Consider the following 25,594-nt stretch of genomic DNA (forward strand, 5'->3'; position numbering starts at 1 on the left):
GCCGATGTCGAGGCTAGGTTGAGCGACGTGGTGGGAGAGGCTTCGGCGCAGGGCGCACCGACGGGACCGGTGGTGCCCGGTTGGGAGCCGCGGCCGGCGCCCGAGCCGGTCACCCTGCGCGGCGAGCACGTCGCGGTGGTCCCGCTCACCTCGGCCCGGTACGCCGACCTCTTCGCCACGACCTGCGACCCCGACGGCCCGGACCTGTGGACCTACCGCCCGGTCGAGCGGCCCCGCACCCTGCCGGAGCTGTGGATGCTTCTCGCCGCCGTGGCCGAGGCCGATCCGACCTTCGCCCTGGTGCCGGCCGAGGGGCCGAGCGCGGGCCGTGCCGCCGGCATCGCCTCGCTCGCCCGGGTGGAGCCCGCGCACGGCCAGGTCGAGGTCGCCGGTGTGCTGCTCGGCACCGGGCTGGCCCGCACCACCGCCGCCACCGAGGCGATCCACCTGCTGATGGCGTACGCCCTCGACGACCTGGGGTATCGCCGGTTCGAGTGGAAGTGCGACAGCCTCAACGAACCGTCCCGGCGGGCCGCGGTCCGGCTCGGCTTCACCTACGAGGGGCGGTTCCGCCAGCACCTCGTGGTCAAGGGCCGCAACCGCGACACCGACTGGTTCTCGGTGACCGACGCGGAGTGGCCGCGGGTGGGTGCCGCGCACCGGGCCTGGCTGGCTGCGGAGAACCGCGACGCCGACGGGCGGCAGCGACGCTCGCTCGGCTCCTTCCTCGCGGACGCCTGAGCGCCCCGGCCCGGCACCCGGATGGAGGCCGGAGGTCCGGCCCCTGTCGGAGCGGTGTGCCACGGTGGCTCCATGGACCCGCGGATCAGCTTCGTCACCCTCGCCGTCGCCGACCTCGAGCGGACCCGGCGCTTCTACGTCGACGGGCTGGGGTGGAGCCCCGAGGTGGACGTGCCGGGGGAGGTGCTGATGATCCGTGCCGGGGAGAGGCTGGTGCTCTCGCTCTGGGACCGCGGGCACTTCGAGGCCGAGGTCGGCGCGCGTGCCGCCACCGACGGCGTGCCGCCGCTGACCCTGGCCCACAACGTGGCCACCCCGGATCAGGTCGACGCCGTCCTCGCCGAGGCCCGGACCGCCGGCGCCCGGGAGGTCGCCGACGGGCGAGCACGCGAGTGGGGCGGTTACACCGGCTACTTCGCCGACCCGGACGGCTTCCGCTGGGAGGTCGCGCACAACCCCGGCCCGATCGGCCTCTCCGTCCTTCCGGAGGGCTGATCGGCGTGCCAGTGTCACAGTGGAGACGATCCCGACGACCCACCAGGAGGTCCTGACGATGAGTGACCCGAAGCAGCCCCTCACCGAGTCGGAGGTCCGCGCGGCGGACCTGGCGGACTGGCGCCAGATCCTCGGCCGGATCCGGGCGCGGTTCCGCACCGGCGACTTCGCCACCGGCCTCGCCCTGGTGGACCGGATCGGGGCGTCGGCCGAGGCCGCCGACCACCACCCGGACGTGACGCTCACCTACCCCGAGGTGATCGTGACGCTCTCCAGCCACGACGTGCACGGCATCACCAGTCGCGACGTCGATCTCGCCCGGGAGATCAGCGCGCACGCCGCCGACCTCGGGGTGAGCGCCGACGTCTCCGGGCTGACCCAGCTCGAGCTCGGCCTGGACACCACCGCGGGGGAGCGGCTCGCGCCGTTCTACACCGCCCTGCTCGGCAGCGAGGTGCAGCAGGGCGAGCCGGTGGATCCCAGCGGCCAGGTGCCCACGGTGTGGTGGCAGCAGCCCGGCGAGGCCGGAGACGACGGGCCCGCCCTGCCCGCCCCCGAAGTCGAGCAGCGCTGGCACTTCGACGTCTGGGTGCCGCACGACGAGGCGGAGCGGCGGCTGCAGGCGGTCCTCGACGCGGGCGGCACGCTGATCAGCGACGCCGCCGCGCCGTCGTACTGGGTGGTGGCGGACGCGGACGGCAACCGGAGCTGCATCTGCACCTCGGCGGGTCGCTGACCCGCCCCGCGGGAGCGGCCACATCGTGGGACTGGCGTACCAGCATTTGGGACGGCTGGCACACTGTGCTGACGGGCAACGTACGACCGCGTACGGTGACGCTATGCGCCACCTTCTCGTACGCACCGGACGCGCCGACTGACCCCAGTCGCGCGTCCACCCCTCGTTGCCTCGCAACCGAGGGGTTTTTTGTTGAGTACGACGACCACACCCACGCAAGATCAGAAGGACAATGCGGATGAGTGAGCAGCACGGCGGGACGATCACCGGGGCGCAGAGCCTGGTGCGGTCGCTGGAGGCGGCCGGAGTCACCGACATCTTCGGCATCCCGGGCGGCGCGATCCTCCCGGCCTACGACCCGCTGATGGACTCCTCCATCCGCCACATCCTGGTCCGCCACGAGCAGGGCGCCGGCCACGCCGCGCAGGGCTACGCCGCGGCCACCGGCAAGGTCGGCGTCTGCATGGCGACCTCCGGCCCGGGCGCGACCAACCTGGTCACCCCGCTGGCCGACGCGCACATGGACTCGGTGCCGATGGTCGCGGTGACCGGACAGGTCGCGGCCTCGCTGATCGGCACCGACGGCTTCCAGGAGGCCGACATCCGCGGCATCACCATGCCGATCACCAAGCACAACTTCCTGGTGACCGACCCCGCGGACATCCCGGCGCGGATCGCCGAGGCCTTCCACATCGCCTCCACCGGCCGTCCCGGACCGGTCCTGGTCGACGTCACCAAGTCGGCGCTGCAGGCGATGACCGACTTCCGCTGGCCGAACGAGATCGTGCTGCCCGGCTACCGCCCGGTGACCCGACCGCACGCCAAGCAGATCAAGGAGGCCGCCCGGCTGATCCTCGACGCGCGCAAGCCGGTGCTCTACGTCGGCGGCGGCACCATCCGCGCCGGCGCGCACCGCGAGCTGCTCGCCCTCGCCGAGCTGACCGGCATCCCGGTGGTCACCACGCTGATGGCCCGGGGCGCGTTCCCCGACAGCCACCCGCAGCACCTCGGCATGCCCGGGATGCACGGCACCGTGGCCGCCGTCGCGGGTCTGCAGAAGAGCGACCTGATCATCAGCCTCGGCGCCCGGTTCGACGACCGGGTCACCGGCAACCTGGACTCCTTCGCTCCCGGTGCGAAGGTGATCCACGCCGACATCGACCCCGCCGAGATCGGCAAGAACCGCCACGCCGACGTCCCGATCGTCGGGGACGTCCGCGAGGTGCTGGTCGACCTGATCACCACGCTGCGCACCGAGGCCGACGCCGGCAACACCGGCGACTACGAGGGCTGGGTGGCGTTCTGTGCCGGGGTGAAGGCCAGGTACGCCCTGGGGTACGAGAAGCCGGCCGACGGCGGGCTCGCCCCGCAGTACGTCCTGGAGCGGCTCGGGGCGATCAGCGGTCCGGACACCATCTTCACCGCCGGCGTCGGGCAGCACCAGATGTGGGCCGCGCAGTTCATCGGCTACGAGAAGCCCAACACCTGGCTCAACTCCGGAGGGCTCGGCACCATGGGCTACTCCGTCCCCGCGGCGATGGGTGCCCAGGTCGGCATGCCGGACTCGACCGTCTGGGCGGTCGACGGCGACGGCTGCTTCCAGATGACCAACCAGGAGCTGGCCACCTGCGCGATCAACAACATCCCGATCAAGGTCGCGGTGATCAACAACGAGTCGCTCGGGATGGTCCGCCAGTGGCAGACCCTCTTCTACAACGAGCGCTACTCCAACACCGACCTGCACTCCAAGCGGATCCCGGACTTCGTGAAGCTGGCCGAGGCCTACGGTTGCGTCGGCCTGGCCTGCGAGTCGCCCGACGACGTCGACGCCACCATCGCCAAGGCGATGGAGATCAACGACGTCCCGGTGGTGGTCGACTTCCGGGTGCACCGCGACGCCATGGTGTGGCCGATGGTCGCCGCCGGCACCAGCAACGACGAGATCAAGTACGCGCGCGACCTCGCGCCGCAGTTCGACGAAGACGACCTCTGAGGGGCGACGACATGGCACAGCACACCCTCTCGGTCCTGGTCGAGGACAAGCCCGGCGTCCTGACCCGGATCGCCGCGCTGTTCAGCCGGCGCGGCTTCAACATCACCTCGCTCGCGGTCGGTCCGACCGAGCACGACGAGGTGTCCCGGATGACGATCGTGGTCGACGTGGCCTCCTCGCCGCTCGAGCAGGTCACCAAGCAGCTCAACAAGCTGGTCGAGGTGATCAAGATCGTCGAGCTCGAGCAGTCCGGCTCGGTCCACCGCGAGCTGGTCCTGGTCAAGGTCGCCGCGACCGCGGAGAACCGCGGCCAGGTGCTCGACCTGGTGCAGCTCTTCCGGGCCAAGGTGGTCGACATCGCCACCGACGCGGTCACCATCCAGATCGTCGGCAACGCCGACAAGATCGCCGACTTCCTCCGGATCGTCGAGCCCTTCGGCGTCCGCGAGCTGGTCCAGAGCGGCATGGTCGCCATCGGCCGTGGCGCACGCTCGATCTCCGAGCGCGGCAAGCCCGTCGCCGTACCGGTCCCGCCGGCGGCGAACGCCTGACCCGCGCTCGCGCGCACCAACCCCCAGCGCGGCACCGGCCCCCGGGCGTCGCGGCACCCAACACCGAAGGAGAAGCCAGAAGTGGCTGAGATGTTCTACGAGGACGACGCCGACCTGTCCCTGATCCAGGGCAAGAACGTCGCCGTCATCGGCTACGGCAGCCAGGGTCACGCCCACGCCCTGAACCTGCGGGACTCCGGCGTCGACGTCCGGATCGGGCTCGCCGAGGGCTCCCGGAGCCGGGCCAAGGCGGAGGAGGAGGGCCTGCGGGTCCTCACCGTCGCCGAGGCGGTCGAGGAGGCCGACGTCGTCGTCATCCTCACCCCCGACCAGGTGCAGCGCACCGTCTACGCCGAGTCGATCGCCCCCACCTCGCGGCCGGCGACACCCTGGTCTTCAGCCACGGCTTCAACGTGCGGTTCGGCTACATCCAGGCGCCCGAGGGCGTCGACGTCATCCTGGTGGCCCCGAAGGCCCCGGGCCACACCGTGCGCCGCGAGTACGTCGCCGGCCGCGGCATCCCGGACATCATCGCCGTCGAGCAGGACGCCTCGGGGCAGGCCTGGGAGCTCGCCAAGTCCTACGCCAAGGGCATCGGCGGCACCCGCGCCGGCGTCATCAAGACCACCTTCACCGAGGAGACCGAGACCGACCTGTTCGGCGAGCAGGCCGTCCTGTGCGGTGGCGTCTCCCACCTGGTGCAGGCCGGCTTCGAGACCCTCACCGAGGCGGGCTACCAGCCCGAGATCGCCTACTTCGAGGTGCTCCACGAGCTCAAGCTGATCGTCGACCTGATGTGGGAGGGCGGCATCGCCAAGCAGCGCTGGAGCTGCTCGGACACCGCCGAGTACGGCGACTACGTCTCCGGCCCGCGCATCATCGACGCCGGCGTGAAGGAGCGGATGAAGGGCGTGCTGGCCGACATCCAGGACGGCACCTTCGCCAAGCGCTTCATCGACGACCAGGACGCCGGTGCTCCGGAGTTCACCGCTCTGCGCGAGAAGGAGGCCGGCCACCCGATCGAGGCGACCGGCAAGACCCTGCGGGCGCACTTCGCCTGGCAGAGCAGCGACGCCGACTACACCGAGGGCTCGGCCGCGCGCTGATCCCGGACCGGCTCGTACCCGACGCCCCGCCCACCGAGAGGTGTGCGGGGCGTCGTGCTGTCCGCCGGATCCGCGCGCGGGTCTGTCGCCCGCGGTCGACCCGTGGTTCGCTGGAGCCATGCCCGAATCGACCCTGACCGGCCACGCCGGCGACCTGCACGTGCAGTCCTGGGAGCCCGGTGACCCGCCCCGCTACCTGGCGGTCCTGGTCCACGGCTACGGCGAGCACATCGGCCGCTACGAGCACGTCGCGCTGCGCCTGGTGGCCGACGGAGCGGCCGTCTACGGGCTGGACCACCTGGGTCACGGCCGCAGCTCCGGCGAGCGGGTGCTGATCCCCGACTTCGAGCCGGTGGTCGGCGACCTGCACGCCCTGGTCGAGCACGCCCGTGGCACCCACCCCGGCCTCCCGGTGGTGATGATCGGGCACTCGATGGGCGGCATGATCGCCGCCCGCTACGCCCAGCGGTACGGCGAGGGCCTGGCCTGCGTCGTCCTCTCCGGCCCGGTGCTGGGCCGGTGGGACGCGGTGGACGCGCTGCTCGCCGCCGAGGAGATCCCCGACGTGCCGATCGACCCGTCCACGCTCTCCCGGGATCCGTCCGTCGGGCAGGCCTACGTCGCCGACGACCTGGTCTGGCACGGCCCGTTCAAGCGACCCACGCTGGAGGGGCTCAGCGCCACCATCGCGACGATCGAGGCCGCCGGCGCGATCACCCGGCCGGTGCTGTGGCTGCACGGCGAGGAGGACCAGCTGGTGCCGATCGAGGGCAGCCGGGTCGGCTGGCAGGCGATCCGCGGACCCGAGGCGGAGCAGCGCTCCTACTCCGGGGCCCGGCACGAGATCTTCAACGAGACCAACCAGGACGAGGTGCTCGACGACGTCCTGGAGTTCGTGCACCGCCGGCTCAGCCGCTGATCGCGAGCACCACCGCCCCGACGCCGACCATCGAGATGCCGACCCACTGCAGGCCGGTGAGGCGCTCGCCGAGCAGGGTGACCCCGAACAGCGCCACCAGCACCACGCTGAGCTTGTCCACCGGCGCCACCAGCGAGGCGTCGCCGACCTTCAGCGCCCGGAAGTAGCAGATCCACGACGCACCGGTGGCCAGGCCGGAGAGCACCAGGAAGACCCAGGTGCGCGCGGAGACGTCGCCCGGTGCCTGGAACTTGCCCAGGGCCAGCAGGATCAGCCCCAGCGTCACCAGGATCACGACCGTGCGGATGAAGGTGGCCACGTCCGAGTCGATCCCGGCCACGCCGACCTTCGCGAAGATCGCGGTCAGCGCCGCGAACACCGCCGAGAGCAACGCCCAGAACCACCACGCCTCGCCGAGCTCCATGGCTGGCCCTTTCGTCGTACCGGCGGGGACGGTCGCCCTCCTGGACAGGACGCTAGTGCCGATTGCCGGGATCGGGCACCCGTGGCGTGGGAACATCATCGGATGACGATCGGGTTCGTGCTCGGCGGAGGGGGCGTCCGCGGCGCCGTGCACGTGGGCATGCTGAAGGCGCTGTTCGAGTCCGGGGTCCGCCCCGACCTGGTGGTGGGCACCTCGATCGGTGCGATCACCGGCGCGGCCGTCGCCGCCGACCCGGACCCGAGGGTGGTGGAGCGGCTCACCGCGGCCTGGTCCTCCCCGGCGGCCGGGAGGGTCTACGGCGAGCCGTGGTACCACCAGCTGCGCCGGTTCGCCCGGAGCCGGATCAACCTCTACGACCCCGCCCCGCTGCGCGACCTGATCACCGAGGCCGCGGACGGACGGGAGACGTTCGAGGAGCTCGCGGTGCCGCTGGTCGTCTCCGCGGCCTGCATCGAGACGTCCTCGGAGGAGTGGTTCGACAGCGGCCCGCTGGTCCAGGCGGTGCTCGCGTCGTCGTCGGTTCCCGGAGCCCTGCCGCCGACGCCGGTAGGGGACCGCCACTACCTGGACGGCGGGCTGGTGAACTCGATCCCGCTCGGGGAGGCGATCCGGCGTGGCGCCACCACGGTCTACGTGCTCCAGGTCGGCCGGATCGAGGAGCCGCTGACGGCGCCGCACAACGCCGCCGACGTGGCCCGGGTGGCCTTCGAGATCGCGCGGCGCCACCGTTTCTTCCGGGAGCTGGAGAACGCGCCGGACGACGTCACCGTGCACGTGCTGCCCACCGGCGGCTCGCTGCCCGGCGACGACAGGCTGAACGCGTTCAAGCGCCTGGACACCACGCAGCACCGGATCGAGCAGGCCTACACCCACACCCGCGACTACCTGGCCCGGGTCGGGGGCCCCGACCGCGGTGCCGGCACGTGATCGCCCCGCCTCCGCGGCTGGTACGACGCCTGGTGCTGGCCCCGGCCGTCGTGCTGCTGGCGCTGCTGCTGGTCCCCACCACGGCGATGCTCGCGCTGGTCGTCGGCGCGGCGCTGACCTGGGTGCTCCCGGGGCGGCTGCGGGTGGTGCGGGTGCTGTGGATGGCGGCGTTCTACGTCATCTGGGACGCGCTCGCGGTGGTGCTGCTGTTCGGTCTGTGGGTGGCCTCGGGCTTCGGCATCGGCCTGCACCGGCCGTGGTGCCGGCGGGCGCACGTGCAGCTGGCCCGTCGGATGCTCGACCTGCTGTTCTGGCAGGCGGCGTGGACGTTGCGGCTGACCATCAAGGTCGAGGTCGAGGACCTGGCGCTGCCCGACGTGCCGTTGCTGGTGGTCAGCCGGCACGCCGGTCCGGGGGACTCGTTCATCCTGGTGCACAAGCTGCTCAGCCGGGCACGGCGCGGACCGGCGATCGTGCTCAAGGACACCCTGCAGTGGGACCCGGCGGTCGACGTGATGCTCAACCGGCTGCCGTCGGCCTTCGTCACCCCGCGGGTCGTCGGCGTCCGGGCCAGCCCTCCACCCGCGGCACCATCGCCCGGATCGCCGGCGAGCTGGAGCGGGACGAGGCGCTGGTGCTGTTCCCCGAGGGCGGCAACGTGACGGCCTCGCGCCGCGCCCGCCGGATCGACTCGCTGCGGGAGTCGGGCCTGGACGACCTCGCCGACCGGGCCGCGGCGATGCCGCACGTGATGGCGCCGCACGCCGGTGGGTTCGCCACCGCGCTGGAGGCGCTGGAGTCCCGGGGCCGGGCCGGTGCCGTGCTGGTCGTGGCCCACACCGGCTTGGAGCGCCTGGTCACCGTGCGCGACATCTGGCGTGAGCTGCCGATGGACAAGACGATCGTGCTCGGCGGTTGGGTCACCCCGATCGCCGACCTGCCCCCCGACCCCGAGCAGCGCGCCGGCTGGCTGTTCGACCAGTGGGGTCTGGTCGACGCGTGGATCCAGCAGCGCACCCCGGCCGATCCGACCACCCGTTGAATCATCCGTTCGGACCCGTCGAGTCCGCAGTTCGGACCCGTCGAGTCGTCCGGCAGGACACGCGACGACGCCCCGCGGGTGTCCCGCGGGGCGTCGCTGTGCCCGTTCAGCGCTGGTACGGCGGTGGGGGTGCCGTCCGCAGCAGCCGCATCCGGGCGAGAGCCACCTCGGCCCGGTGCCTGCGCCGGGAGCGGACGACCCGCTCGGCTCCGGGGAGGGGGCGCGTCATCACTTGACCTCGGAGCGCAGCACCGCCCAGACGCCCACCACCATGGGCAGCACCAGCCAGATCGCGGCGGTCGCCCCGAGCTGGGCCCACTGCTCGCTGGTCAGCGCGGTGTCGTAGAGCGGGTACGTCGCCATGTTCAGGTCGAACCAGGCACCGTGGTCGGCCCACCACTGCTGGCTGCTGGCCAGCGCGGAGGAGACGCCGGGCAGGACCAGGGCGTAGACGAAGTAGCCCACGATGCCGGCCGCGGAGCTGCGCAGCAGCACGCCGAGCGTGAAGCCGATCAGCATGCCGATCGAGTTCGCCAGCACGATCTGGCCGAACTCGCGGGCGGAGATGTTCCAGACCACGTCGGCCCCGGCGATCGAGGAGCCGACCAGGTTGCCCAGGGCGCCGACACCGAGCGCGACGGCCATGCCGGCGACGCCGACCAGGACGGTGAGCAGCCACTTGGCGGCGATCACCCGGCTCCTGCTGGGCACCATGGTGAAGGTGGCCAGGCCGGTGCGCTGACTCCACTCCCCGGTCACCGAGAGGATCGCGATCATCGGCAGGATGACCGACATCGGGATGCCGATCGCGGAGGCGAACGTCTCGAAGTCGAGGTCGGACGCGGGGGCGAAGACGATCGTCGCGGCGGTCGCCACCACGGAGAGGATGACGATGCTGGCCATCAGCCAGAAGCCGGACCGGGTGTCGAACATCTTGCGGAGCTCGACGTCGAGCACCCGGGTGAACGGGATCGGGGCGACCTCGCCCCGCTGACGACGTACGGCGGGCGCGGGGGCGGTGGCCGGTGCGGTCACCGCGGTGCGGGTGGCGGTGCTGGGGCGGTCATGCTGCGACTCCTTCGCGCTGGGTCTGGGCGGTGAGCTCGAGGAAGATCTCCTCCAGTCCGGCGCCGTCGGCGGCGCGGAGCTCGGTGACGGGGATGCCGGCCGCGAACGCGGCGCGGCCGACGGTGGTGAGGTCGCTCTCGGCGCGCAGGCCGTCGCTGCCGGAGGGGTGGACGGTGATGCCGGCGCCGGTCAGCGCCGCGGCCAGGGCGACGGAGTCGTCGGCGCGCACCAGGGTGCCGGCGGTGGCGAGCAGCTCCTCCTTGGTGCCGCCGGCGACGATCTCGCCGTTGCCGATGACGACGATGTCGTCGGCGATCACCTCGATCTCGTGCAGCAGGTGGGAGGAGAGCAGCACCGTGCCGCCGTCGTCGGCGAAGCGCCGCAGCAGGTCGCGCATCCAGCGGATGCCCGCCGGGTCGAGCCCGTTGGCCGGCTCGTCGAGGATCAGCACCTCGGGGTCGCCGATCAGGGCCGCGGCGATGCCGAGACGCTGCCGCATGCCGAGGGAGTAGTTGCGGACCCGGCGGCCCGCCTCCTCCTCGGTCAGGCTGACCAGGTCGAGCATCTCGCCGACCCGGCTCCTCGGCATCCCGATGGTGCGGGCGGCCAGGGCGAGGATCTCCCGTCCGGTCCGGCCGGCGTGCTGCGCGGACGCGTCCAGCAGCACGCCGACCTCGCGACCGGGGTTGGGCAGGTCGGCGAAGCGGCGGCCGAGCACGGTCGCCGATCCGGAGGTCGGCTCGGTCAGGCCGACCATGACACGCATGGAGGTGGACTTGCCGGCACCGTTCGGTCCGAGGAAGCCGGTCACCCGACCCGCCTCGGCGGTGAAGCTGATGTGGTCGACGGCGGTGTAGCCGCCGTACCGCTTGGTCAGGGCATCGATCGTGATCATGTCCCGAAGCCTCGCTGCGCGCGGCCCTCTCGCGCGTCGGGTGGAGCCCTGGGTCGCTCCCCGGTCGCACCCTGACTCCGGGATCAGGGTCGACCCCGAGATCACCCGACGCGGGAAGGTACGGCGCCCGGTCGGTGTTGTCCCGGCATGCGCATCGACATCTGGTCCGACGTGGCCTGCCCGTGGTGCTCGATCGGCAAGAAGCGCCTGGATCGCGCGCTGGCCGACTTCGAGCACGCCGACGAGGTGGAGGTGGTCTACCACTCCTACCAGCTCGACCCCTCGGCGCCGGCCGAACCGACCGAGCGCGCCCGCGACATGCTCGCGCGCAAGTACCGGATGTCGGCGGCACAGGCCGCGCAGGCACAGGACCGGGTCACCGCGCTGGCCGCGGAGGAGGGCATGTTCTGGCGGCACGACGAGACCTGGCACGTCAGCACCGCCGACGCGCACCGGCTGCTGCACCTGGCCCTGGCCGAGTCCGGGCCGCAGACGCAGGCGCGGCTGAAGGAGGCGCTGTGGCAGGCGCACTTCGGCGAGGCCCGCAACGTCGCCGACCCGGCGGTCCTCACCGAGCTGGCGCTCGGAGTCGGTCTGGACGCGGACCGCGTCGCCGCGGTGCTGGGCTCGAACGAGTTCGCCGACGCCGTCGAGGACGACATCCGTCGGGCCGCCTCGCTCGGCGCGACCGGCGTCCCCTTCTTCGTGGTGGACGAGAAGTTCGGGATCTCGGGAGCCCAGCCGGTCGAGCTCTTCGCCCAAGCGCTGGAGCGCGCCTGGGCGGAGCGGACGCCGCTGCAGATGGTGGCGGCCGACGCGGGCGAGGACGCCGCCTGCGGCCCGGACGGCTGCGCGATCTGACCGCACCCGGCCACGGGTGAGCGAGACCACTTAGGCAAGCCTGCACTTGCAGGCGTAGCATCGCGGTTCGTGTTCGCGAACTTCCTGATCGGCCTGCGTGAGGGCCTCGAGGCGGCCCTGGTGGTCAGCATCCTGGTCGCCTACCTGGTCAAGACGGATCGTCGCGAGCTGCTGCCCCGGATCTGGGGCGGTGTGGCGCTCGCCGTCGCGATCTCGCTCGCCTTCGGTGCCGCGCTGACCTTCGGGCCGCGCGGGCTGACGTTCGAGGCCCAGGAGGCGATCGGCGGCACGCTGTCGATCGTCGCGGTCGCCTTCGTGACCTGGATGATCTTCTGGATGGCGACGGCGGCCCGCGGCCTGGGCGCCGAGCTGCGCGGCCAGATCGACGCAGCCGCCGACGGCGGCCGCTGGTCGCTGGCGATCGTCGCCCTGCTCGCGGTGGGTCGCGAGGGGCTGGAGACCGCACTCTTCCTGTGGGCGGCGACCCAGGCCGCCACCCGCGACGCGGCCGGATCGCTCACCCCGACCTGGGAGCCGCTGGTGGGTGCCGCGCTCGGGATCGCCGTCGCGGTGGTGCTCGGCTACCTGATCTACCGCGGTGCGGTCTCGATCAACCTGACCCACTTCTTCACCTGGACCGGGGCGTTCCTGATCCTGGTCGCCGGTGGCGTGCTGGCCTACGGCGTCCACGACCTCCAGGAGGCCGGCATCCTCCCGGGCCTGCACAACCTCGCCTTCGACGTCTCCGAGCAGATCCCGCCGTCGTCCTGGTACGGCACCCTGCTCAAGGGGATCTTCAACTTCTCCCCGGCCACCACCAAGCTGGAGCTGGCCGCCTGGCTCTGCTACGTGATCCCGGTCGGGACCCTCTTCCTGATCCGCGTCCGCGCCAACCGCAAGCCGCGCCCCGTCGCCGCTCCGGTGCCCTGACGCCCACCCCGCACACCCCGCACATCTCAGCCCCATCCCGCTCTCACCCGCCCCATCCCGACTGGAGACCCGATGCGCAAGACCCTGCTCGCCCCGGCCGCCGTGCTCGCCCTGCTGCCGGCGCTGGCCGCCTGCACCGACAACGCCGACAGCGGGGACTCCGCCGACGGCGACGTCCGGGCGCTGACGGTCGCCTCCGGCGACGACGCCTGCGAGGTCTCCGCGGGCTCCGCCCCGGCCGGCACGCTGACCTTCGACGTGACCAACACCGGATCGGACGTCACCGAGTTCTACCTGCTCGGCGAGGACGGCCTGCGGATCGTCGGCGAGGTCGAGAACATCGGGCCCAACCTGACCAAGACGCTGACCGTCAACGCCCCCGAGGGCGACTACTTCACCGCCTGCAAGCCGGGGATGGTCGGCGAGGGCATCCGGACCGGGTTCGCGGTCACCGCCTCCGACGACGACGTCGAGGTGAGTGCGTCGGACCAGGAGCTGATCGACACCGCGGAGGCCAACTACCGCGCCTACGTCCAGGACCAGTCGGCCCAGCTGCTGGAGAAGACCCAGGAGTTCGTCGACCTCTACGAGGCCGGTGACGACGACGAGGCCCGCGCCCTCTACCCGGTGGCCCGGACGAACTGGGAGCGGATCGAGACCGTCGCGGAGTCCTTCGGCGACCTCGACCCGAAGATGGACGCCCGCGAGGCGGACGTCGACTTCGCAGCCGGCGAGAAGTGGACCGGCTGGCACCTGATCGAGAAGGACCTCTGGCCCGAGGACGCCGAGAAGGGCTACCAGCCGCTGACCGCCCGGCAGCGCGTCACCTACGCCGACGACCTGATGGCCAACACCACCGACCTGAACGACCGGATCCAGGCGACCGGCGCCGACGCGCTGGAGTATCCGATCGACGCCATCGCCAACGGCTCGATCGGACTGCTCGAGGAGGTCGCGAACGGCAAGATCACCGGCGAGGAGGAGGCCTGGTCGCACACCGACCTGTGGGACTTCCAGGCCAACGTGGACGGCGCGCGCGTCGCCTACGAGGGCGTCCAGGAGCTGCTCGAGACCAAGGACCCCGAGCTGGCCACCGAGCTGACCGAGAAGTTCGACGCGCTGCAGGCCCTGCTCGACGAGCAGCGCGAGGGTGACGGCTTCGTCCTCTACACCGACCTGACCCAGGACGAGGTCCGGGAGCTCTCGGCGGCGGTCGACGCGCTGGCCGAGCCGCTCTCCCAGCTCACCGCGACGCTCACCGCCTGAGCGCGACGACCGGCAGGCAGGAGCCACGACCGAGTGACCGACGACGAGACGACGCAGCGGCGTCCCCGGCTGAGCAGGCGCGGCCTGATCGGCGGGGGAGCCGCGGCCGCCGGCGTCGTCGGTGCCTTCGCGGTGGGCCGCGCCAGCGCCGAGGACGGTACGACGACCGCCGCCGTGGCGTCGACGTACCCCTTACACGGGGAGCACCAGGCCGGGATCATCACCCCGGCCCAGGACCGGCTGCACTTCGTGGCGCTCGACGTGACCACCGAGGAGCGCGAGGAGCTCGTCGACCTGCTGCGCCGCTGGACCGACGCGGCCGCGCGGATGACGCAGGGGGAGCCGGCGGGTCCGCTGGGGCCGGTCGAGGGACCGGCCGCGGCTCCGCCGGACGACACCGGCGAGGCGATCGGCCTGCCGGCCAGCGGGCTGACCATCACCTTCGGCTTCGGTCCGTCCCTGTTCCGCGACGCTCGCGGGCGCGACCGGTTCGGCCTGGCCGAGCGGCGCCCCGCCGCGCTGGAGGAGCTGCCCCGGTTCTCCGCCGACGTGCTGGATCCCGGTCGGACCGGCGGTGACCTGTGCATCCAGGCGTGCGCCCACGACCCGCAGGTGGCGGTGCACGCCATCCGGAACCTGGTCCGGATGGGTTTCGGCACGACCACGGTGCGCTGGTCCCAGCTCGGCTTCGGACGCACCTCCACCACGTCGACCAGCCAGTCCACCCCGCGCAACCTGTTCGGCTTCAAGGACGGCACCGCCAACGTCAAGGCCGAGGAGTCCGACGCCCTGGACGAGCACGTCTGGGTCGGCGAGGGCGACGACCCGGCGGGGGACTGGCTCGCCGGAGGGTCCTACCTGGTGGCCCGGCGGATCAACATGACGATCGAGGTGTGGGACCGGCAGTCGCTGGAGTCCCAGGAGAACATCGTGGGCCGCACCAAGGGCACCGGCGCCCCCCTCTCGGGCGGTGCGGAGTTCACCGAGCCGGACTTCGAGATGGCCGGGAGCGCGGGGCCGCTGATCCCGGTCGACGCCCACGTCCGGGTGGTCCACCCCGATCAGCTCGACGGCGCCCGGATGCTGCGCCGCGGCTACAACTTCGTGGACGGCAGCAACGACCTCGGCGGCCTCGACGCCGGCCTCTTCTTCCTCGCCTACGTGCGCGACCCCCGCACCCACTTCATCCCGGCGCAGCGCGCGATGGCCGCCTCCGACGCCCTGATGGAGTACCTGCGCTTCACCGGCCAGGCCGTCTTCGCCGTACCGGCGGGGGTGGCCGACGGGGAGTACGTCGGGCAGGCGCTCTTCTCCTGAGCGACCGCCGGACCGACGGCCCGAACGAGGGTCCGAACGAGGGTCCGAACGGCTGGGCGCGGTCGACGGGTGACCGCGGGTGTCTGTCTCCCGGTCACATGTTCGTAACACGTCGGTTCTCCGCTAATGTGAACGTCAGCACAGCGTCGTGCCGACTCCCCAACTGCACGCACCAACCAGGCCCCGCCCGGGCCGACGCGAAGGAATCCCGCTGTGACTGATCGTCCCGTCGTCCTCATCGCCGAAGAGCTGAGCCCCGCCACCGTCGAGGCGCTCGGCCCGGACTTCGAGATCCGCACCTGCAACGGTGCCGACCGTGCCGAGCTGCTGCCGGCGATCGCCGATGTCGACGCCATCCTGGTCCGTTCCGCCACCAAGGTCGACGCCGAGGCACTGGCCGCGGCGTCCCGGCTGAAGGTGGTCGCCCGTGCCGGCGTCGGCCTCGACAACGTCGACGTCAAGGCGGCGACGCAGAACGGCGTCATGGTCGTGAACGCCCCGACCTCCAACATCGTCTCGGCCGCCGAGCTGGCCGTCGCGCTGATGCTGGCCGCCGCCCGGAACGTGTCGCCGGCCCACGCCGCGCTGCGCAACGGCGAGTGGAAGCGGTCGAAGTACACCGGCATCGAGCTGTACGAGAAGACCGTCGGCATCGTCGGCCTCGGACGGATCGGCGTGCTGGTCGCGCAGCGCCTCTCCGCCTTCGGCATGAAGGTGATCGCCTACGACCCCTACGTGCAGGCCGGCCGCGCCGCGCAGATGGGTGTCCGCCTGGTCGACCTCGACGCGCTGATGGCCGAGTCGGACTTCATGTCGGTGCACCTGCCCAAGACGCCGGAGACCGTCGGCCTGATCGGTGCCGACCAGCTCGCGAAGGCCAAGTCCTCGCTGGTGCTGGTCAACGCCGCCCGTGGCGGCATCGTCGACGAGGCCGCCCTCTACGACGCGCTGAAGACCGGCCGCATCGCCGGCGCGGGTCTCGACGTGTTCGCCAAGGAGCCCTGCACCGACAGCCCCCTCTTCGAGCTGGAGACCGTGGTCGCCACCCCGCACCTGGGTGCCTCCACCGACGAGGCCCAGGAGAAGGCGGGCATCGCCGTGGCCAAGTCGGTCCGCCTCGCGCTCTCCGGCGAGCTCGTCCCTGACGCGGTCAACGTCCAGGGCGGCGTGATCGCCGAGGACGTCCGCCCCGGCATCCCGCTGACCGAGAAGCTCGGCCAGATCTTCACCGGCGTCGCCGGCGAGGTCGCCCAGCAGCTCGACGTCGAGGTCCGCGGCGAGATCACCTCCCAGGACGTGAAGGTGCTGGAGCTGGCCGCCCTCAAGGGCGTCTTCTCCAGCGTCGTGGAGGAGTCGGTCTCCTACGTCAACGCCCCGCTGCTGGCCGCCGAGCGCGGCACCGCGGTGCGCCTGGTGACTGACCCGGAGAGCCCCGACCACCGCAACCTGATCACCCTGCGCGGCACCCTCGCGGACGGCGCGCAGGTCTCGGTCAGCGGCACGCTGGTCGGCCTCCAGCAGCGGGAGCGGCTGGTCGAGGTCAACGGCTACGACCTGGACATCGAGCCCACTGAGCACCTGGCCTTCTTCACCTACACCGACCGCCCCGGCATGGTCGGCACCGTCGGCCAGATCCTCGGCCAGGCGGAGGTGAACATCGCCGGCATGCAGGTCGCCCGCGACGCCAAGGGCGGCCAGGCGCTGGTCGCCCTCTCGGTCGACTCCGCGATCCCCGCCGAGACCCTCGGTGAGATCTCGGCCGCGATCGACGCGACCACGATCCGCGCTGTCGACCTGACCGACTGAGCCCGGCTGCGGGTAGGCCGACCGGTTCCTCGAGCGGTCTCCCCGGGCGGTTCCGGACCGTCAGCCGACGAGTCCGGAACCCCGGGGGAGTCCCGTCACCGCCGCCAGCAGGTCGGCGCGGGTGGGGCCTGCGACGGGGTAACGTCGGCCGCCGATGTACGGGCCGAGGCGGGCGGCGACGACCGGGTCGGCGAGCGCCTCGGGCGGGGCGGCGAGCAGTCCGGCGATCCGAGCGGCCGCGCGCGCCAGCAACGCGTCCTCCGCGGCACCGGCCAGCAGCGCCGTCGTCACCGCCCAGGTCGGGTCCTCGGTCAGGTACGGCGCCCCGGCCACGTCCGCGGTGAGCTCGCCGAGCCGATGGCGGTCGAACCGGGTCGTGGCCGCCACCCACGGGGACACCCGCAGGTCGGTGGCCTCGGCGAAGGCGGTGACCAGCTCCTCCGGGTCGTCCGAGGCCGCCGCGAGGGTGTCGCGCAGCGTGCAGGCGTGGATCGCCCCGATCGCGGCGCCCCGGCCCAGCGAGGGGTTGGTGGCCGCGGCGCTGTCGCCGACCGCCACGATCCCGGTCGCCACCGGGACCCCGTCGCGCACATAGCTGCGCCGTACGTCCGCGAGGCCGGCGAGGGGCAGCACGTCCGTGATCGGCTCCCCGGCGGCGATCCAGGCGGCCGAGGTCGGCGCGCACCGGGCCACCGCGGTCCAGGCGGCTGGGTCGCGCAGCGGCCGTAGCGCGCGGTCGTTCGCGGCCGCCACCAGCACGACGCAGAAGACGTCGTGGTCGCAGGGCAGCGTCAGCACCGACAGCGACGGGTGGTGGGTCAGCACCGGTCCGTGTCCCCGCGGCGACGCTCCGTGGGCCCGGAAGTAGCGGCTGTAGTAGACGAACCCGCACGGATCCCGCTCCTCGACCGGCGTCGTGCCGCCGAGCCCGCCGAGGCCGCTGACCCAGGCCGGCAGCGGCGTACGACGACCGGCGGCGTCGACGACCAGGTCGGCCGGCACCCGTCCGTCGGCGGTGCGCACCCCGCGGACCCGCGGCCGTCCCGGTCCGTGGTCGACGACCAGCCCGGTCACCCGGGCGCCGCGGCGCACGGTCAGCCCCGGCTGCGACTGTGCGAGCCGGGCGAGCGCCGCCTCCAGGACGGGACGGCGGGCGGTCACGGTGTCGAACTGCTCGTCGCCGGGCTGCCAGCCGTGCGTGGCGGCGTCCGGCTGCAGGTGGAGCAGGTTGACCCGGACGGCTCCGTGGGCGAGGAGGTCCGCGCACAGCTCGGGCAGCTCCCGCTCGATCTCGTGGCGCCAGCGCGGCAGCATCAGGTGGGGCTGGCGGAACTGGCTGACGCCGGGTCGCTGCCATTCCTCCCAGGCGGCCTCGGCGTCGGCCCGCGGGGTCGGAGCCTGCGCGGGAGGCGGCGCGGGGTCGCGGTCGAGCACGGTCACCCGGTGGCCGTCGCGGGCCAGCAGGAGGGCGGCCGTGAGGCCGGTCAGTCCGGCGCCGACGACGGCGACGGTCCGGGGGCGCCGGACGCTCCGGGGCGGGGGTTCGAAGGTTCGCATCGCTCTGTCTCCTCGTGCGGTGGGTGGGCGACCAACCTCGCGCCGCCCACTGTCCACCGACCAGGTCAGAGGCTGCTCAGTTCCTGACCATCGTCGTGCGGCAGCCGTCGTACGCCGATCTCGACCGCCCACAGCAGCTCGACGAGCCGCTCCTGGGCGCGGGCCAGGTGGCGGCGGTAGGTGCTGAACGGCAGGTCCAGCACCTCGGCGGCGGCCTCCTGGGTCGGCGCGCCCTTGAGGTAGGTCCGCTCGAGGACGGCGCGGTGGTCGGCGCCGCGCGGCTCGACCCGGAGCTCGGCGACGGTGTCGACCAGGACCTGCCGGAGCCGCTGCACCCGGTCCGGGGCGTCGACGTCGGCGAGCGCGGTGCCGATCAGCGGGGAGTCGGCCAGCCGGTCGGGCCGTGCGAGGTGCGGCAGCGCCGCGCGCACCGCGGCGGCGAAGGCGGCCTGGCCCAACGGCGCCGGGCGCAGCATCGACTCCGGCGGCGGCCCCGTCGCCCCGCTGAGCTCGCGGCGCGCCATGAGCTCGAACAGTGCGGGCGGCGGGAAGCGTCGCCGGTCCCAGCCGTAGCCGTCCACGTCGACGCCGTGGTGGTCGACCGAGAACATCGGGCACATCCCGAGGTACTCGAAGTAGGGCCCGTAGAGCTCCGGCGCGAGGGTGGCGATGAACGTCCACGCCGCGGGTTCGAGCGACCACTCCAGGATGCAGGAGACGCCGTTGACGAGCAGGACCAGCGGGTCGCCCTGGTAGGCGCCGGAGGCCCCGGAGAACCGGTTCATGTTGATCCGCTCGCCGGGCCGCAGCGGCGCGGTGCCGGCGACCGCGCGCAGGGCGGCGGCGGCCACCGGGTCGTCCGTGGCCATCGGGTCGCCCGGGGCGAGGTAGACCTGGACCGCGAAGCCGACCACCCCGGCCTCCGACCGCGCCCGATAGAGGCTGCGCGGCTGCTCCTGGAGCCAGCGGCCCGCAAGCGCCGCGGACGCGGGGCCCTCCGCCTGCTCGATCAGGTGCAGGACCTCCGCGTGGTCCTCGCGTCCGGCCCGCGTGATCGGCAGCAGGCCGCCCTCCCGCAGCCCCGCCGTCTGGTCGGAGAGCGGGCCGCGGCGGTGGAGCAGCAGGATCTCGGCCGCCGCGCGGTCGGGGTGCACCTCGTGCGGGTCGACGATCCGCTGCAGGAAGTGGTCCCGCACCCGGCGGTGCAGGTCCGCGAAGGCAGCCGGCGCGCGTTGCGCGAACTCCGCCTCGAACACCTCCCGCACCACCTCGTGCAGATACAGCCCGACCGAGCCCCGGCGTACGTAGGCACGGGACTCCAGCCAGCCCCACACCTCCTCGGAGCGGCCCCCGACGGTGTGCTCGAGCAGGTCGTAGGTCATCCGGGTCGCGTGGGCGCAGGTGGCCAGGCCGGCGCGATGGGCGGCGTCGGGCACGTCGTCGACGACCAGCCGGCACAGCCGTCCGACCAGGTCGGGGGCGTCGGCCAGCTGCTCGGGGACGGCCCCGGCGGCGGCCGCCTCCGCCAGCATCGCCAGGGCCAGGGGATGGCCTCGTCCGATGCGGGCCAGCTGGTCGCGATCGAGCTCCGGTACACCGAGCCGGGCGAGCAGGTCGACGCTCTGGGCCGGGCCGAGGCCGCTCAGCTCGTGCACGCGGACCAGCTGGTGCCAGCCCGGGTCGAGCAGCCACCCGCGCGGGGGTTCGGTGCGGCCGGCCAGGACGGTCACGGCGTCGGCGGTCAGGGACGGCAGCAGCCGCTCCCGGAACCAGCCGTCGAGGGCCGGAGCACCTCGTAGCCGTCGACCAGGAGGACGTCGGGGGTGTCCTCGCCGATCGCGGCGGTGACGGCCTCAGCCGTGCAGGACAGCTCCCGGGCGTCCAGGTAGGCGATCGTGCGACCACCCTCGGTCGCCCGGCGCGCCATCGCGTCGAGCAGGGTGGTCTTGCCGATCCCACCCGGTCCGTGCACGAGGTGCAGCCGTACGTCGCTCGCGCCTCGCACCGAGTCCGCGAAGGCCGCGAGCTGCTCCTCGCGACCGACGAACCCGCGGTCCCGGGCCCCGTCGAGCAGCGCGCCCAGCCGCCCCCGGTCCGGGGGAGGCGGTGGCTCGACGACGGCCATCGTCCGAGCCTAGTCCGTGCGCTGCCGGTGGTCCGGGGCCCGCGGACCGGGCAACCCTCACGGCACCACTGCGAGGATCGCCCGCATCTTGTAGCGGGAGTCTCCGTTCGCCACGACCAGGTCGCGGGTCCGGTCCTCGCAGTCGACCCCGCGGCTGTCGATCGTCAGCCACGCTCCGCCGAGAACCTCCACCTGCAGCGAGATCCGCGTCTCGTCGCTGAAGGTCTCGGTCCCGTCGCTCAGCGTGTTGCGTCGCTGGCCGACGGTGTAGGAGCGGGTCCGGGTGGTCGTGTTGCCCAGCCGGGCCCGGAGCTGGTCGGTGCCGGTGGCGTCGTGCTGGAGGTTGACCGCCTTGGTGGAGACCAGCCGCAGGGTGCAGGTCGCCACGGCGGCCGCCCGAGGTGGTGCGGCGGACGCGCCGGCGGCGGCCGTGGTGGTGAGTGCGGTGAGGCCGAGCCCGCCGACGGCGGTGGCGAGCGCGGAGGTGATGACGAGACTTCTGTTCATGGTGATGCCTCTCGGTGCGCACCGGGTGCTCCCGGTGCTCGACGACCGGTCCTGGTGACCGGTTCCTGTGGAGTCACCGTGCCGAGGGCGGCTGTCCGGATGACAGGCCACCGACTGCTCACTTCCTGTCCGCCGGGTCCCCGGCGTGTGCGTGCCCTGGGATCGCCGTCGCGCTCCGTTGGGGGCGCGGACCCGGCGCACTCGTTATCGTCGAGGCATGCCCATCAAGCTCGAGAACGTCGGCATCGCCGTCCGCGACCTGGAGGCGACGATCGCCTTCTTCACCGATCTCGGGCTCTCCGTCCTCGGCCGCGACACGGTGAGCGGGGAGTGGACCGACACCGCCGTCGGCCTGGATGGCAACCACGCGAGGATCGCGATGCTCCAGACGCCGGACGGCACCGGCCGGATCGAGCTCTTCGAGTACCTGCATCCCGACGCGATCGAGACCGAGCCGACGCTCCCCAACGAGATCGGCATGCACCGCGTGGCCTTCTCGGTGGACGACCTCGACGAGGCGCTCGCCATCGCCGCACGCCACGGCTGCCACCCGTTGCGGGGCGTGGCGAGATACCAGGACGTCTATCGGCTGACCTACCTCCGCGGTCCCAGCGGCATCATCGTGATGCTGGCCGAGGAGCTCGGCACGGCGGGCGAGAGCAGGTAGCGCGCTGCCCGCCGATCCGGACGGCCGACGGCGTCGGTCCCACCGGCGGCCCGCGACGGCCCACCGACTACGCCACCAGCACCGGCCCCGCCGTCGTACGACGAGGGGCCGGTGTGGCACGTCCGGCCCCCTCCTCGAGCACTCGCCGGGCCCGGGCCAGGCGCACCACCGCCTCGGTGAGCTCGGGCGCCGGGAGCGTGTAGACCAGACGCAGGTAGCGGTTCAGCCCGCCGGCCGGCGCGAAGACGGGTCCGGCGGCGAGCAGGACGTCGTGGCGCGCCGCCTCCTTGACCAGGGCGGTGGAGTCGCCCGCGGGCCCGGCGGGGAGGTGGCACCACAGCGCCATCCCGCCGGCCGGCAACCGGAACTCCCAGTCCGGGAGGTGCTCGGCGAGCGCGCTGACCAGGGCGTCGCGCTGGGTGCGCAGCCGTTGTCGGTTGGCCGCCACGATCGTTTCGGCGTCGGTGGCCAGCACCCGCGCCAGCACCGCCTGCTCGAGCACGGCCGCGCCCAGGTCGAGCCCGATCCGCGCCTGGGTCAGTCGGTCGACCAGCTGGTGCGGGGCCCGGATCCAGCCGAGCCGCAGGCCGCCCCAGATGCTCTTGCTGGCCGACCCGAGGGTGACGGTGCCGGGGTGGTGCACCGCGAAGGGCGGCTGCTCGCCGCCGCCGTCACCTTCGTCGTCGCCGTCGAGGAGGAGCTCGTGGTGCGCCTCGTCGACCACCGGGGTGCAGTCGTGCCGCGCCAGCGCCGCGGCGAGCCGCTCCCGGTCGGCCGCGCCCATGCTCAGCCCTGTCGGGTTGTGCAGGTCCGGCATCAGATACGCCGCCCGCGGGCGGTGCCGGGTCAGCAGCGTGGCGGTGGCGTCCAGGTCCCACCCGGTCGGTTCGAGCGGGGACACGGCGAGCCGGGCGCCGCCGGTGCGCACCGCCTGCGCCGCATTGGGGTAGGTGGGGGAGTCGATGAGCACCTTGTCCCGGGGCCGGTGAGAGCGGCGGAGACCACCGCGGTCGCGGCCAGGGCACCCGGCGTGACGATGATCTGCTCGGGGCGGGTGGCCAGCCCGCGGGCGGCGTACCGGTCCGCGATCGCGGCCTGCAGGTCGGGGAGCCCGGCCGGGTAGTACCCGTTGCCGCCGAGGTGGGCGGGGAGCTCCGCGACGGCGGCGGCGTAGTGCGCGGCGACGCCGGGGGGAGCGGTGGCGGCCGCGCAGACCAGGTCCAGGAGGCCGGGTCGCGGCACCCCGGGGTTGAGCGCCCGGTCGTGCGCCCGCACGGGACCGCCGGGCAGGCGGGTGTAGGTGCCCGATCCCTGGCGTGCCTCGGCGTAGGCGGTCTCCCGCAGGGAGGCGTAGGCGCGGGTGACGGTGGTCCGTGAGACTCCCAGCGCCCCGGTCAGGTCGCGCTCGCTGGGCAGCCGGGCGCCGTACGCGATGCGGCCGTCGCCGACGAGCTCGCGGATCGCGTCCGCCAGGCCCAGGTAGGCCGGGCTGCGTTCGAAGTCGCCGACCAGGTCGGCGAGGCGTCGGGCCGAGATCGTGGCGCTGCTCATGCGGTCCAGTGAACCACGATTGGCTATTTGTCAGCAGTCCAATGTCGCGGAGAGTGGTGGCATGAGCTGCTCGACCCCCGCCGTCTCCGCCGCGCCCGCTCCGCGCACCTCCCGCACCGCGTCCCTGGCCGATCTCGGGCCGCTGGCCCAGCTGCGCGCCGGCCGGCTGGCGCGCCGCGTGCCGCAGCTCCTGGTGGGCCTGGTCCTCTACGGCGTCAGCCTCGCCCTGATGGTGATCGGCGCGGTCGGCCTCTCGCCCTGGGACGTGCTGCACTCGGGGTTCATCCGGCACGTGCCGATCAGCCTCGGCCAGGCGGTGGTGCTGTTCAGCTTCCTGGTGCTGTTGCTCTGGATCCCGTTGCGCGAGAAGCCGGGCCTGGGCACCGTCGCCAACGCGTTCCTGGTCGGCATGGCCGCCGACGCCACCCTCGCCCTGCTCGACCCGCCCGAGGGCTGGGGAGCACGGTTCGCGCTGATGTTCGGCGGCGTGGTGCTCAACGCCGTGGCGACGGCGCTCTACATCGGCGCGCAGTTCGGCCGCGGACCGAGGGACGGCCTGATGACCGGTCTGCACCGTCGCACCGGCCTCTCGCTGCGGGTGGTCCGGACCGGGCTGGAGGTCGTCGTCGTGGTGCTCGGCGTGCTGCTCGGCGGGGTGGTCGGTCTGGGCACCGTGGTCTACGCGCTCGCGATCGGGCCGCTGGCCCAGTGGATGCTCCCGTGGTTCCTGGTGGATCTCCCGGCCCCGCCCCTGAGATCCACCCCGAACTGATCGCCCGACCCTGGCATGAGTCGGGGGTTGACTGGATAGTCTCGGGGCATGACGACCGACGGATCCGCTGCCGCCCCCGATCCCGCCGCCGCCCAGGCCGCGCCACTCGCGCCGCCCGACCCGGTCGTGACGCTGACCGCTCCCGAGGCCCCGGCCCCGGTGGTGGAGACCCAGGCGCCGAAGATGGCCCCGCAGGTGGCGACCGAGATGGTTCCCGAGCTGGACGCCAAGGTCGACAACTTCCTCGCCAGCCTCGAGGGCGCGAAGATCGGCAGCCCGGAGTTCGCGGCCCAGGCGGAGAACGTGCGCACCATGGGCGACGCCGACATCCGCAAGGCCGCCGAGACCTCCAACCGGATGCTGGACAAGCCGGTGACCGCGCTCAAGGAGGGCGGGATCTCGGAGTCCTCCGACGTCGGCAAGTCGCTGCTCGCGCTGCGTCGTACCGTCGAGGACCTCGACCCCGGGCAGGCCAAGGGCGTGAAGCGGTGGTGGGACAAGCTGCCCTTCAACGACAAGGTCGAGGACTACTTCCGCAAGTACCAGTCCTCCCAGCAGCAGCTCAACGGCATCCTGCACAGCCTGCGCAGCGGCCAGGACGAGCTGACCAAGGACAACGTCGCCCTCAACCTGGAGAAGACCAACCTCTGGGCCGTGATGGGCCGCCTCAACCAGTACATCTACGTCGCGGAGCGGCTCGACGCGAAGGTCTCGGCGAAGATCGCCCAGCTCGAGCTGAGCAACCCCGAGGAGGCGAAGACGCTCTCCCAGGACGTGCTCTTCTACGTCCGGCAGAAGCACCAGGACCTGCTCACCCAGCTGGCGGTCTCGATCCAGGCGTACCTGGCGATCGACATCATCATCAAGAACAACATCGAGCTCATCAAGGGTGTGGACCGGGCCAGCACGACCACCATCTCGGCGCTGCGCACCGCGGTCATCGTGGCGCAGGCGCTGAACAACCAGAAGCTGGTCCTCGACCAGATCACGGCGCTGAACACCACCACCTCCTCGATGATCCAGCGGACCTCGGAGATGCTGCGGGAGAACTCCGCTGCGATCCAGGAGCAGGCCGCCTCCTCGACCATCGGCATGGAGCAGCTCCAGGCCGCCTTCAGCAACATCTACGCGACGATGGACTCCATCGACGAGTTCAAGCTCAAGGCGCTGGACAACATGGCGACCACCATCGGCGTGCTCGAGACCGAGGTGACCAAGTCCAAGTCGTACCTGGACCGGGTCCGGCAGCACGACGCCCGCAACGCCTCCGGCGCCCTCGACATCACCGGGTGAACGACCGGAGGAGCGACAGCACGC

General features: G+C 72.7%; 27 protein-coding genes and 1 pseudogene. 18 read left to right on the plus strand and 10 right to left on the minus strand.

What is annotated here, in order from left to right:
* The first annotated feature begins 27 nt into the window (after positions 1-27).
* The 7 genes and pseudogenes from FIV43_RS02145 (at position 28) to FIV43_RS02175 (ending at position 6,541) form a co-directional block, all read left to right on the plus strand.
* Entirely contained in the window at positions 28-741 is a 714-nt protein-coding gene (locus tag FIV43_RS02145) for a GNAT family N-acetyltransferase (protein WP_196780946.1), read from the plus strand.
* A 72-nt stretch (positions 742-813) separates the two neighbouring features.
* Complete coding sequence (locus tag FIV43_RS02150) at positions 814-1,236, plus strand: VOC family protein (RefSeq protein ID WP_141012794.1); 423 nt, start codon at positions 814-816, stop codon at positions 1,234-1,236.
* Positions 1,237-1,294: 58 nt separating this feature from the next.
* Entirely contained in the window at positions 1,295-1,972 is a 678-nt protein-coding gene (locus FIV43_RS02155) for a 4a-hydroxytetrahydrobiopterin dehydratase (protein WP_141012795.1), read from the plus strand.
* A 238-nt stretch (positions 1,973-2,210) separates the two neighbouring features.
* Positions 2,211-3,965 (plus strand): acetolactate synthase large subunit, encoded by a 1,755-nt coding sequence (locus FIV43_RS02160; RefSeq protein ID WP_141012796.1) that lies wholly within the window; start codon positions 2,211-2,213, stop codon positions 3,963-3,965.
* Between the two features lie 11 nt (positions 3,966-3,976).
* Entirely contained in the window at positions 3,977-4,516 is a 540-nt protein-coding gene (ilvN, locus tag FIV43_RS02165; RefSeq protein ID WP_141012797.1) for an acetolactate synthase small subunit, read from the plus strand.
* A gap of 90 nt (positions 4,517-4,606) precedes the next feature.
* A pseudogene (gene ilvC, locus FIV43_RS02170) lies at positions 4,607-5,622 on the plus strand (ketol-acid reductoisomerase).
* Between the two features lie 118 nt (positions 5,623-5,740).
* On the plus strand, positions 5,741-6,541 hold the full coding sequence (locus FIV43_RS02175) for an alpha/beta hydrolase (protein WP_141012798.1): 801 nt from the start codon (positions 5,741-5,743) through the stop codon (positions 6,539-6,541).
* Here the strand turns inward: FIV43_RS02175 and FIV43_RS02180 are convergent.
* Complete coding sequence (locus tag FIV43_RS02180; RefSeq protein ID WP_141012799.1) at positions 6,531-6,965, minus strand: EamA family transporter; 435 nt, start codon at positions 6,963-6,965, stop codon at positions 6,531-6,533. The genes FIV43_RS02175 and FIV43_RS02180 overlap by 11 nt on opposite strands.
* Positions 6,966-7,067: 102 nt before the next feature.
* Here FIV43_RS02180 and FIV43_RS02185 point away from each other — a divergent pair, with 102 nt between their 5' ends.
* Genes FIV43_RS02185 through FIV43_RS21335 form a run of 3 tightly spaced genes read left to right on the plus strand, consistent with a single transcriptional unit; the run spans position 7,068 to position 8,955 of the window.
* Entirely contained in the window at positions 7,068-7,913 is an 846-nt protein-coding gene (locus FIV43_RS02185; protein ID WP_141012800.1) for a patatin-like phospholipase family protein, read from the plus strand.
* The gene (locus tag FIV43_RS21330) at positions 7,910-8,575 is read left to right on the plus strand and encodes a hypothetical protein (RefSeq protein WP_196780947.1); all 666 of its coding nucleotides are present in this window, start codon (positions 7,910-7,912) and stop codon (positions 8,573-8,575) included. The genes FIV43_RS02185 and FIV43_RS21330 overlap by 4 nt, the downstream gene beginning before the upstream one ends.
* Positions 8,548-8,955, plus strand: a complete 408-nt coding sequence (locus tag FIV43_RS21335; protein WP_196780948.1) for a lysophospholipid acyltransferase family protein — start codon at positions 8,548-8,550, stop codon at positions 8,953-8,955. Before FIV43_RS21330 ends, FIV43_RS21335 begins: the two co-directional genes overlap by 28 nt.
* A 106-nt stretch (positions 8,956-9,061) precedes the next feature.
* Here the strand turns inward: FIV43_RS21335 and FIV43_RS23045 are convergent, their stop codons facing one another.
* Genes FIV43_RS23045 through FIV43_RS02200 form a run of 3 tightly spaced genes read right to left on the minus strand, consistent with a single transcriptional unit; the run spans position 9,062 to position 10,918 of the window.
* Entirely contained in the window at positions 9,062-9,184 is a 123-nt protein-coding gene (locus tag FIV43_RS23045) for a hypothetical protein (RefSeq protein WP_269204057.1), read from the minus strand.
* Positions 9,184-9,990, minus strand: coding sequence for an ABC-2 transporter permease (locus tag FIV43_RS02195; protein WP_141012801.1), 807 nt, complete (start codon positions 9,988-9,990; stop codon positions 9,184-9,186). The genes FIV43_RS23045 and FIV43_RS02195 overlap by 1 nt, the downstream gene beginning before the upstream one ends.
* Before the next feature lie 28 nt (positions 9,991-10,018).
* Positions 10,019-10,918, minus strand: a complete 900-nt coding sequence (locus tag FIV43_RS02200) for an ABC transporter ATP-binding protein (protein WP_141012802.1) — start codon at positions 10,916-10,918, stop codon at positions 10,019-10,021.
* A gap of 147 nt (positions 10,919-11,065) precedes the next feature.
* Here FIV43_RS02200 and FIV43_RS02205 point away from each other — a divergent pair, with 147 nt between their 5' ends.
* From FIV43_RS02205 to serA, 5 genes are all read left to right on the plus strand, one after another.
* Positions 11,066-11,779, plus strand: a complete 714-nt coding sequence (locus tag FIV43_RS02205) for a DsbA family oxidoreductase (protein ID WP_141012803.1) — start codon at positions 11,066-11,068, stop codon at positions 11,777-11,779.
* Between the two features lie 69 nt (positions 11,780-11,848).
* On the plus strand, positions 11,849-12,709 hold the full coding sequence (gene efeU / locus FIV43_RS02210) for an iron uptake transporter permease EfeU (protein ID WP_141012804.1): 861 nt from the start codon (positions 11,849-11,851) through the stop codon (positions 12,707-12,709).
* A 72-nt stretch (positions 12,710-12,781) separates the two neighbouring features.
* Complete coding sequence (efeO, locus tag FIV43_RS02215; RefSeq protein WP_141012805.1) at positions 12,782-13,975, plus strand: iron uptake system protein EfeO; 1,194 nt, start codon at positions 12,782-12,784, stop codon at positions 13,973-13,975.
* 33 nt (positions 13,976-14,008) lie between these two features.
* Entirely contained in the window at positions 14,009-15,292 is a 1,284-nt protein-coding gene (efeB, locus tag FIV43_RS02220; protein WP_141012806.1) for an iron uptake transporter deferrochelatase/peroxidase subunit, read from the plus strand.
* Between the two features lie 213 nt (positions 15,293-15,505).
* A complete protein-coding gene (gene serA, locus FIV43_RS02225) occupies positions 15,506-17,098 on the plus strand; it encodes a phosphoglycerate dehydrogenase (protein ID WP_141012807.1) in 1,593 nt (530 codons plus the stop codon).
* Positions 17,099-17,158: 60 nt separating this feature from the next.
* On the opposite strand, the gene FIV43_RS02230 is transcribed toward serA, so the two are convergent.
* The 4 genes from FIV43_RS02230 to FIV43_RS02245 all read right to left on the minus strand — a co-directional run bounded on the left by FIV43_RS02230 (position 17,159) and on the right by FIV43_RS02245 (position 21,287).
* Positions 17,159-18,655 carry an NAD(P)/FAD-dependent oxidoreductase gene (locus tag FIV43_RS02230; protein WP_141015692.1) on the minus strand — a complete coding sequence of 499 codons (1,497 nt, stop codon included), beginning with the start codon at positions 18,653-18,655 and terminating at the stop codon, positions 17,159-17,161.
* A 65-nt stretch (positions 18,656-18,720) separates the two neighbouring features.
* Positions 18,721-20,385 carry a sigma-70 family RNA polymerase sigma factor gene (locus FIV43_RS02235; RefSeq protein ID WP_141012808.1) on the minus strand — a complete coding sequence of 555 codons (1,665 nt, stop codon included), beginning with the start codon at positions 20,383-20,385 and terminating at the stop codon, positions 18,721-18,723.
* Between the two features lie 11 nt (positions 20,386-20,396).
* Positions 20,397-20,780 (minus strand): ATP-binding protein, encoded by a 384-nt coding sequence (locus tag FIV43_RS02240; protein WP_141012809.1) that lies wholly within the window; start codon positions 20,778-20,780, stop codon positions 20,397-20,399.
* A gap of 57 nt (positions 20,781-20,837) precedes the next feature.
* On the minus strand, positions 20,838-21,287 hold the full coding sequence (locus FIV43_RS02245; RefSeq protein ID WP_141012810.1) for a hypothetical protein: 450 nt from the start codon (positions 21,285-21,287) through the stop codon (positions 20,838-20,840).
* A 217-nt stretch (positions 21,288-21,504) separates the two neighbouring features.
* Between FIV43_RS02245 and FIV43_RS02250 the strand changes: the two genes are divergently transcribed.
* Complete coding sequence (locus FIV43_RS02250) at positions 21,505-21,954, plus strand: VOC family protein (RefSeq protein WP_141012811.1); 450 nt, start codon at positions 21,505-21,507, stop codon at positions 21,952-21,954.
* 67 nt (positions 21,955-22,021) lie between these two features.
* Here FIV43_RS02250 and FIV43_RS21340 read toward each other — a convergent pair whose 3' ends face one another.
* Positions 22,022-22,882 (minus strand): aminotransferase class I/II-fold pyridoxal phosphate-dependent enzyme, encoded by an 861-nt coding sequence (locus FIV43_RS21340; RefSeq protein WP_231123629.1) that lies wholly within the window; start codon positions 22,880-22,882, stop codon positions 22,022-22,024.
* Positions 22,801-23,505, minus strand: a complete 705-nt coding sequence (locus tag FIV43_RS21840; protein WP_231123630.1) for a GntR family transcriptional regulator — start codon at positions 23,503-23,505, stop codon at positions 22,801-22,803. Before FIV43_RS21840 ends, FIV43_RS21340 begins: the two co-directional genes overlap by 82 nt.
* Before the next feature lie 61 nt (positions 23,506-23,566).
* On the opposite strand from FIV43_RS21840, the gene yczE reads away from it, so the two are divergent.
* Together yczE and FIV43_RS02265 are read left to right on the plus strand one after the other, a co-directional pair.
* Positions 23,567-24,277 carry a membrane protein YczE gene (yczE, locus tag FIV43_RS02260; RefSeq protein ID WP_181407649.1) on the plus strand — a complete coding sequence of 237 codons (711 nt, stop codon included), beginning with the start codon at positions 23,567-23,569 and terminating at the stop codon, positions 24,275-24,277.
* A gap of 48 nt (positions 24,278-24,325) precedes the next feature.
* A complete protein-coding gene (locus tag FIV43_RS02265; RefSeq protein WP_141012812.1) occupies positions 24,326-25,570 on the plus strand; it encodes a toxic anion resistance protein in 1,245 nt (414 codons plus the stop codon).
* Positions 25,571-25,594 lie beyond the last annotated feature (24 nt).

Source organism: Nocardioides sambongensis (assembly GCF_006494815.1).
GTDB lineage: Bacteria > Actinomycetota > Actinomycetes > Propionibacteriales > Nocardioidaceae > Nocardioides > Nocardioides sambongensis.

What these genes read in the sequence shown, in the direction of transcription:
- FIV43_RS02250 (WP_141012811.1), top strand. Translation starts at nt 21,505, where the DNA reads ATGCCCATCAAGCTCGAGAACGTCGGCATCGCCGTCCGCGACCTGGAG.
- FIV43_RS21840 (WP_231123630.1), bottom strand. Translation starts at nt 23,505, where the DNA reads ATGAGCAGCGCCACGATCTCGGCCCGACGCCTCGCCGACCTGGTCGGC.
- yczE (WP_181407649.1), top strand. Translation starts at nt 23,567, where the DNA reads ATGAGCTGCTCGACCCCCGCCGTCTCCGCCGCGCCCGCTCCGCGCACC.
- FIV43_RS02200 (WP_141012802.1), bottom strand. Translation starts at nt 10,918, where the DNA reads ATGATCACGATCGATGCCCTGACCAAGCGGTACGGCGGCTACACCGCC.
- FIV43_RS02175 (WP_141012798.1), top strand. Translation starts at nt 5,741, where the DNA reads ATGCCCGAATCGACCCTGACCGGCCACGCCGGCGACCTGCACGTGCAG.
- FIV43_RS02245 (WP_141012810.1), bottom strand. Translation starts at nt 21,287, where the DNA reads ATGAACAGAAGTCTCGTCATCACCTCCGCGCTCGCCACCGCCGTCGGC.
- FIV43_RS02240 (WP_141012809.1), bottom strand. Translation starts at nt 20,780, where the DNA reads ATGGCCGTCGTCGAGCCACCGCCTCCCCCGGACCGGGGGCGGCTGGGC.
- FIV43_RS02155 (WP_141012795.1), top strand. Translation starts at nt 1,295, where the DNA reads ATGAGTGACCCGAAGCAGCCCCTCACCGAGTCGGAGGTCCGCGCGGCG.
- FIV43_RS02205 (WP_141012803.1), top strand. Translation starts at nt 11,066, where the DNA reads ATGCGCATCGACATCTGGTCCGACGTGGCCTGCCCGTGGTGCTCGATC.
- ilvN (WP_141012797.1), top strand. Translation starts at nt 3,977, where the DNA reads ATGGCACAGCACACCCTCTCGGTCCTGGTCGAGGACAAGCCCGGCGTC.
- FIV43_RS02230 (WP_141015692.1), bottom strand. Translation starts at nt 18,655, where the DNA reads ATGCGAACCTTCGAACCCCCGCCCCGGAGCGTCCGGCGCCCCCGGACC.
- FIV43_RS02150 (WP_141012794.1), top strand. Translation starts at nt 814, where the DNA reads ATGGACCCGCGGATCAGCTTCGTCACCCTCGCCGTCGCCGACCTCGAG.
- FIV43_RS02160 (WP_141012796.1), top strand. Translation starts at nt 2,211, where the DNA reads ATGAGTGAGCAGCACGGCGGGACGATCACCGGGGCGCAGAGCCTGGTG.
- FIV43_RS23045 (WP_269204057.1), bottom strand. Translation starts at nt 9,184, where the DNA reads ATGACGCGCCCCCTCCCCGGAGCCGAGCGGGTCGTCCGCTCCCGGCGC.
- FIV43_RS02265 (WP_141012812.1), top strand. Translation starts at nt 24,326, where the DNA reads ATGACGACCGACGGATCCGCTGCCGCCCCCGATCCCGCCGCCGCCCAG.
- efeO (WP_141012805.1), top strand. Translation starts at nt 12,782, where the DNA reads ATGCGCAAGACCCTGCTCGCCCCGGCCGCCGTGCTCGCCCTGCTGCCG.
- FIV43_RS02185 (WP_141012800.1), top strand. Translation starts at nt 7,068, where the DNA reads ATGACGATCGGGTTCGTGCTCGGCGGAGGGGGCGTCCGCGGCGCCGTG.
- FIV43_RS02180 (WP_141012799.1), bottom strand. Translation starts at nt 6,965, where the DNA reads ATGGAGCTCGGCGAGGCGTGGTGGTTCTGGGCGTTGCTCTCGGCGGTG.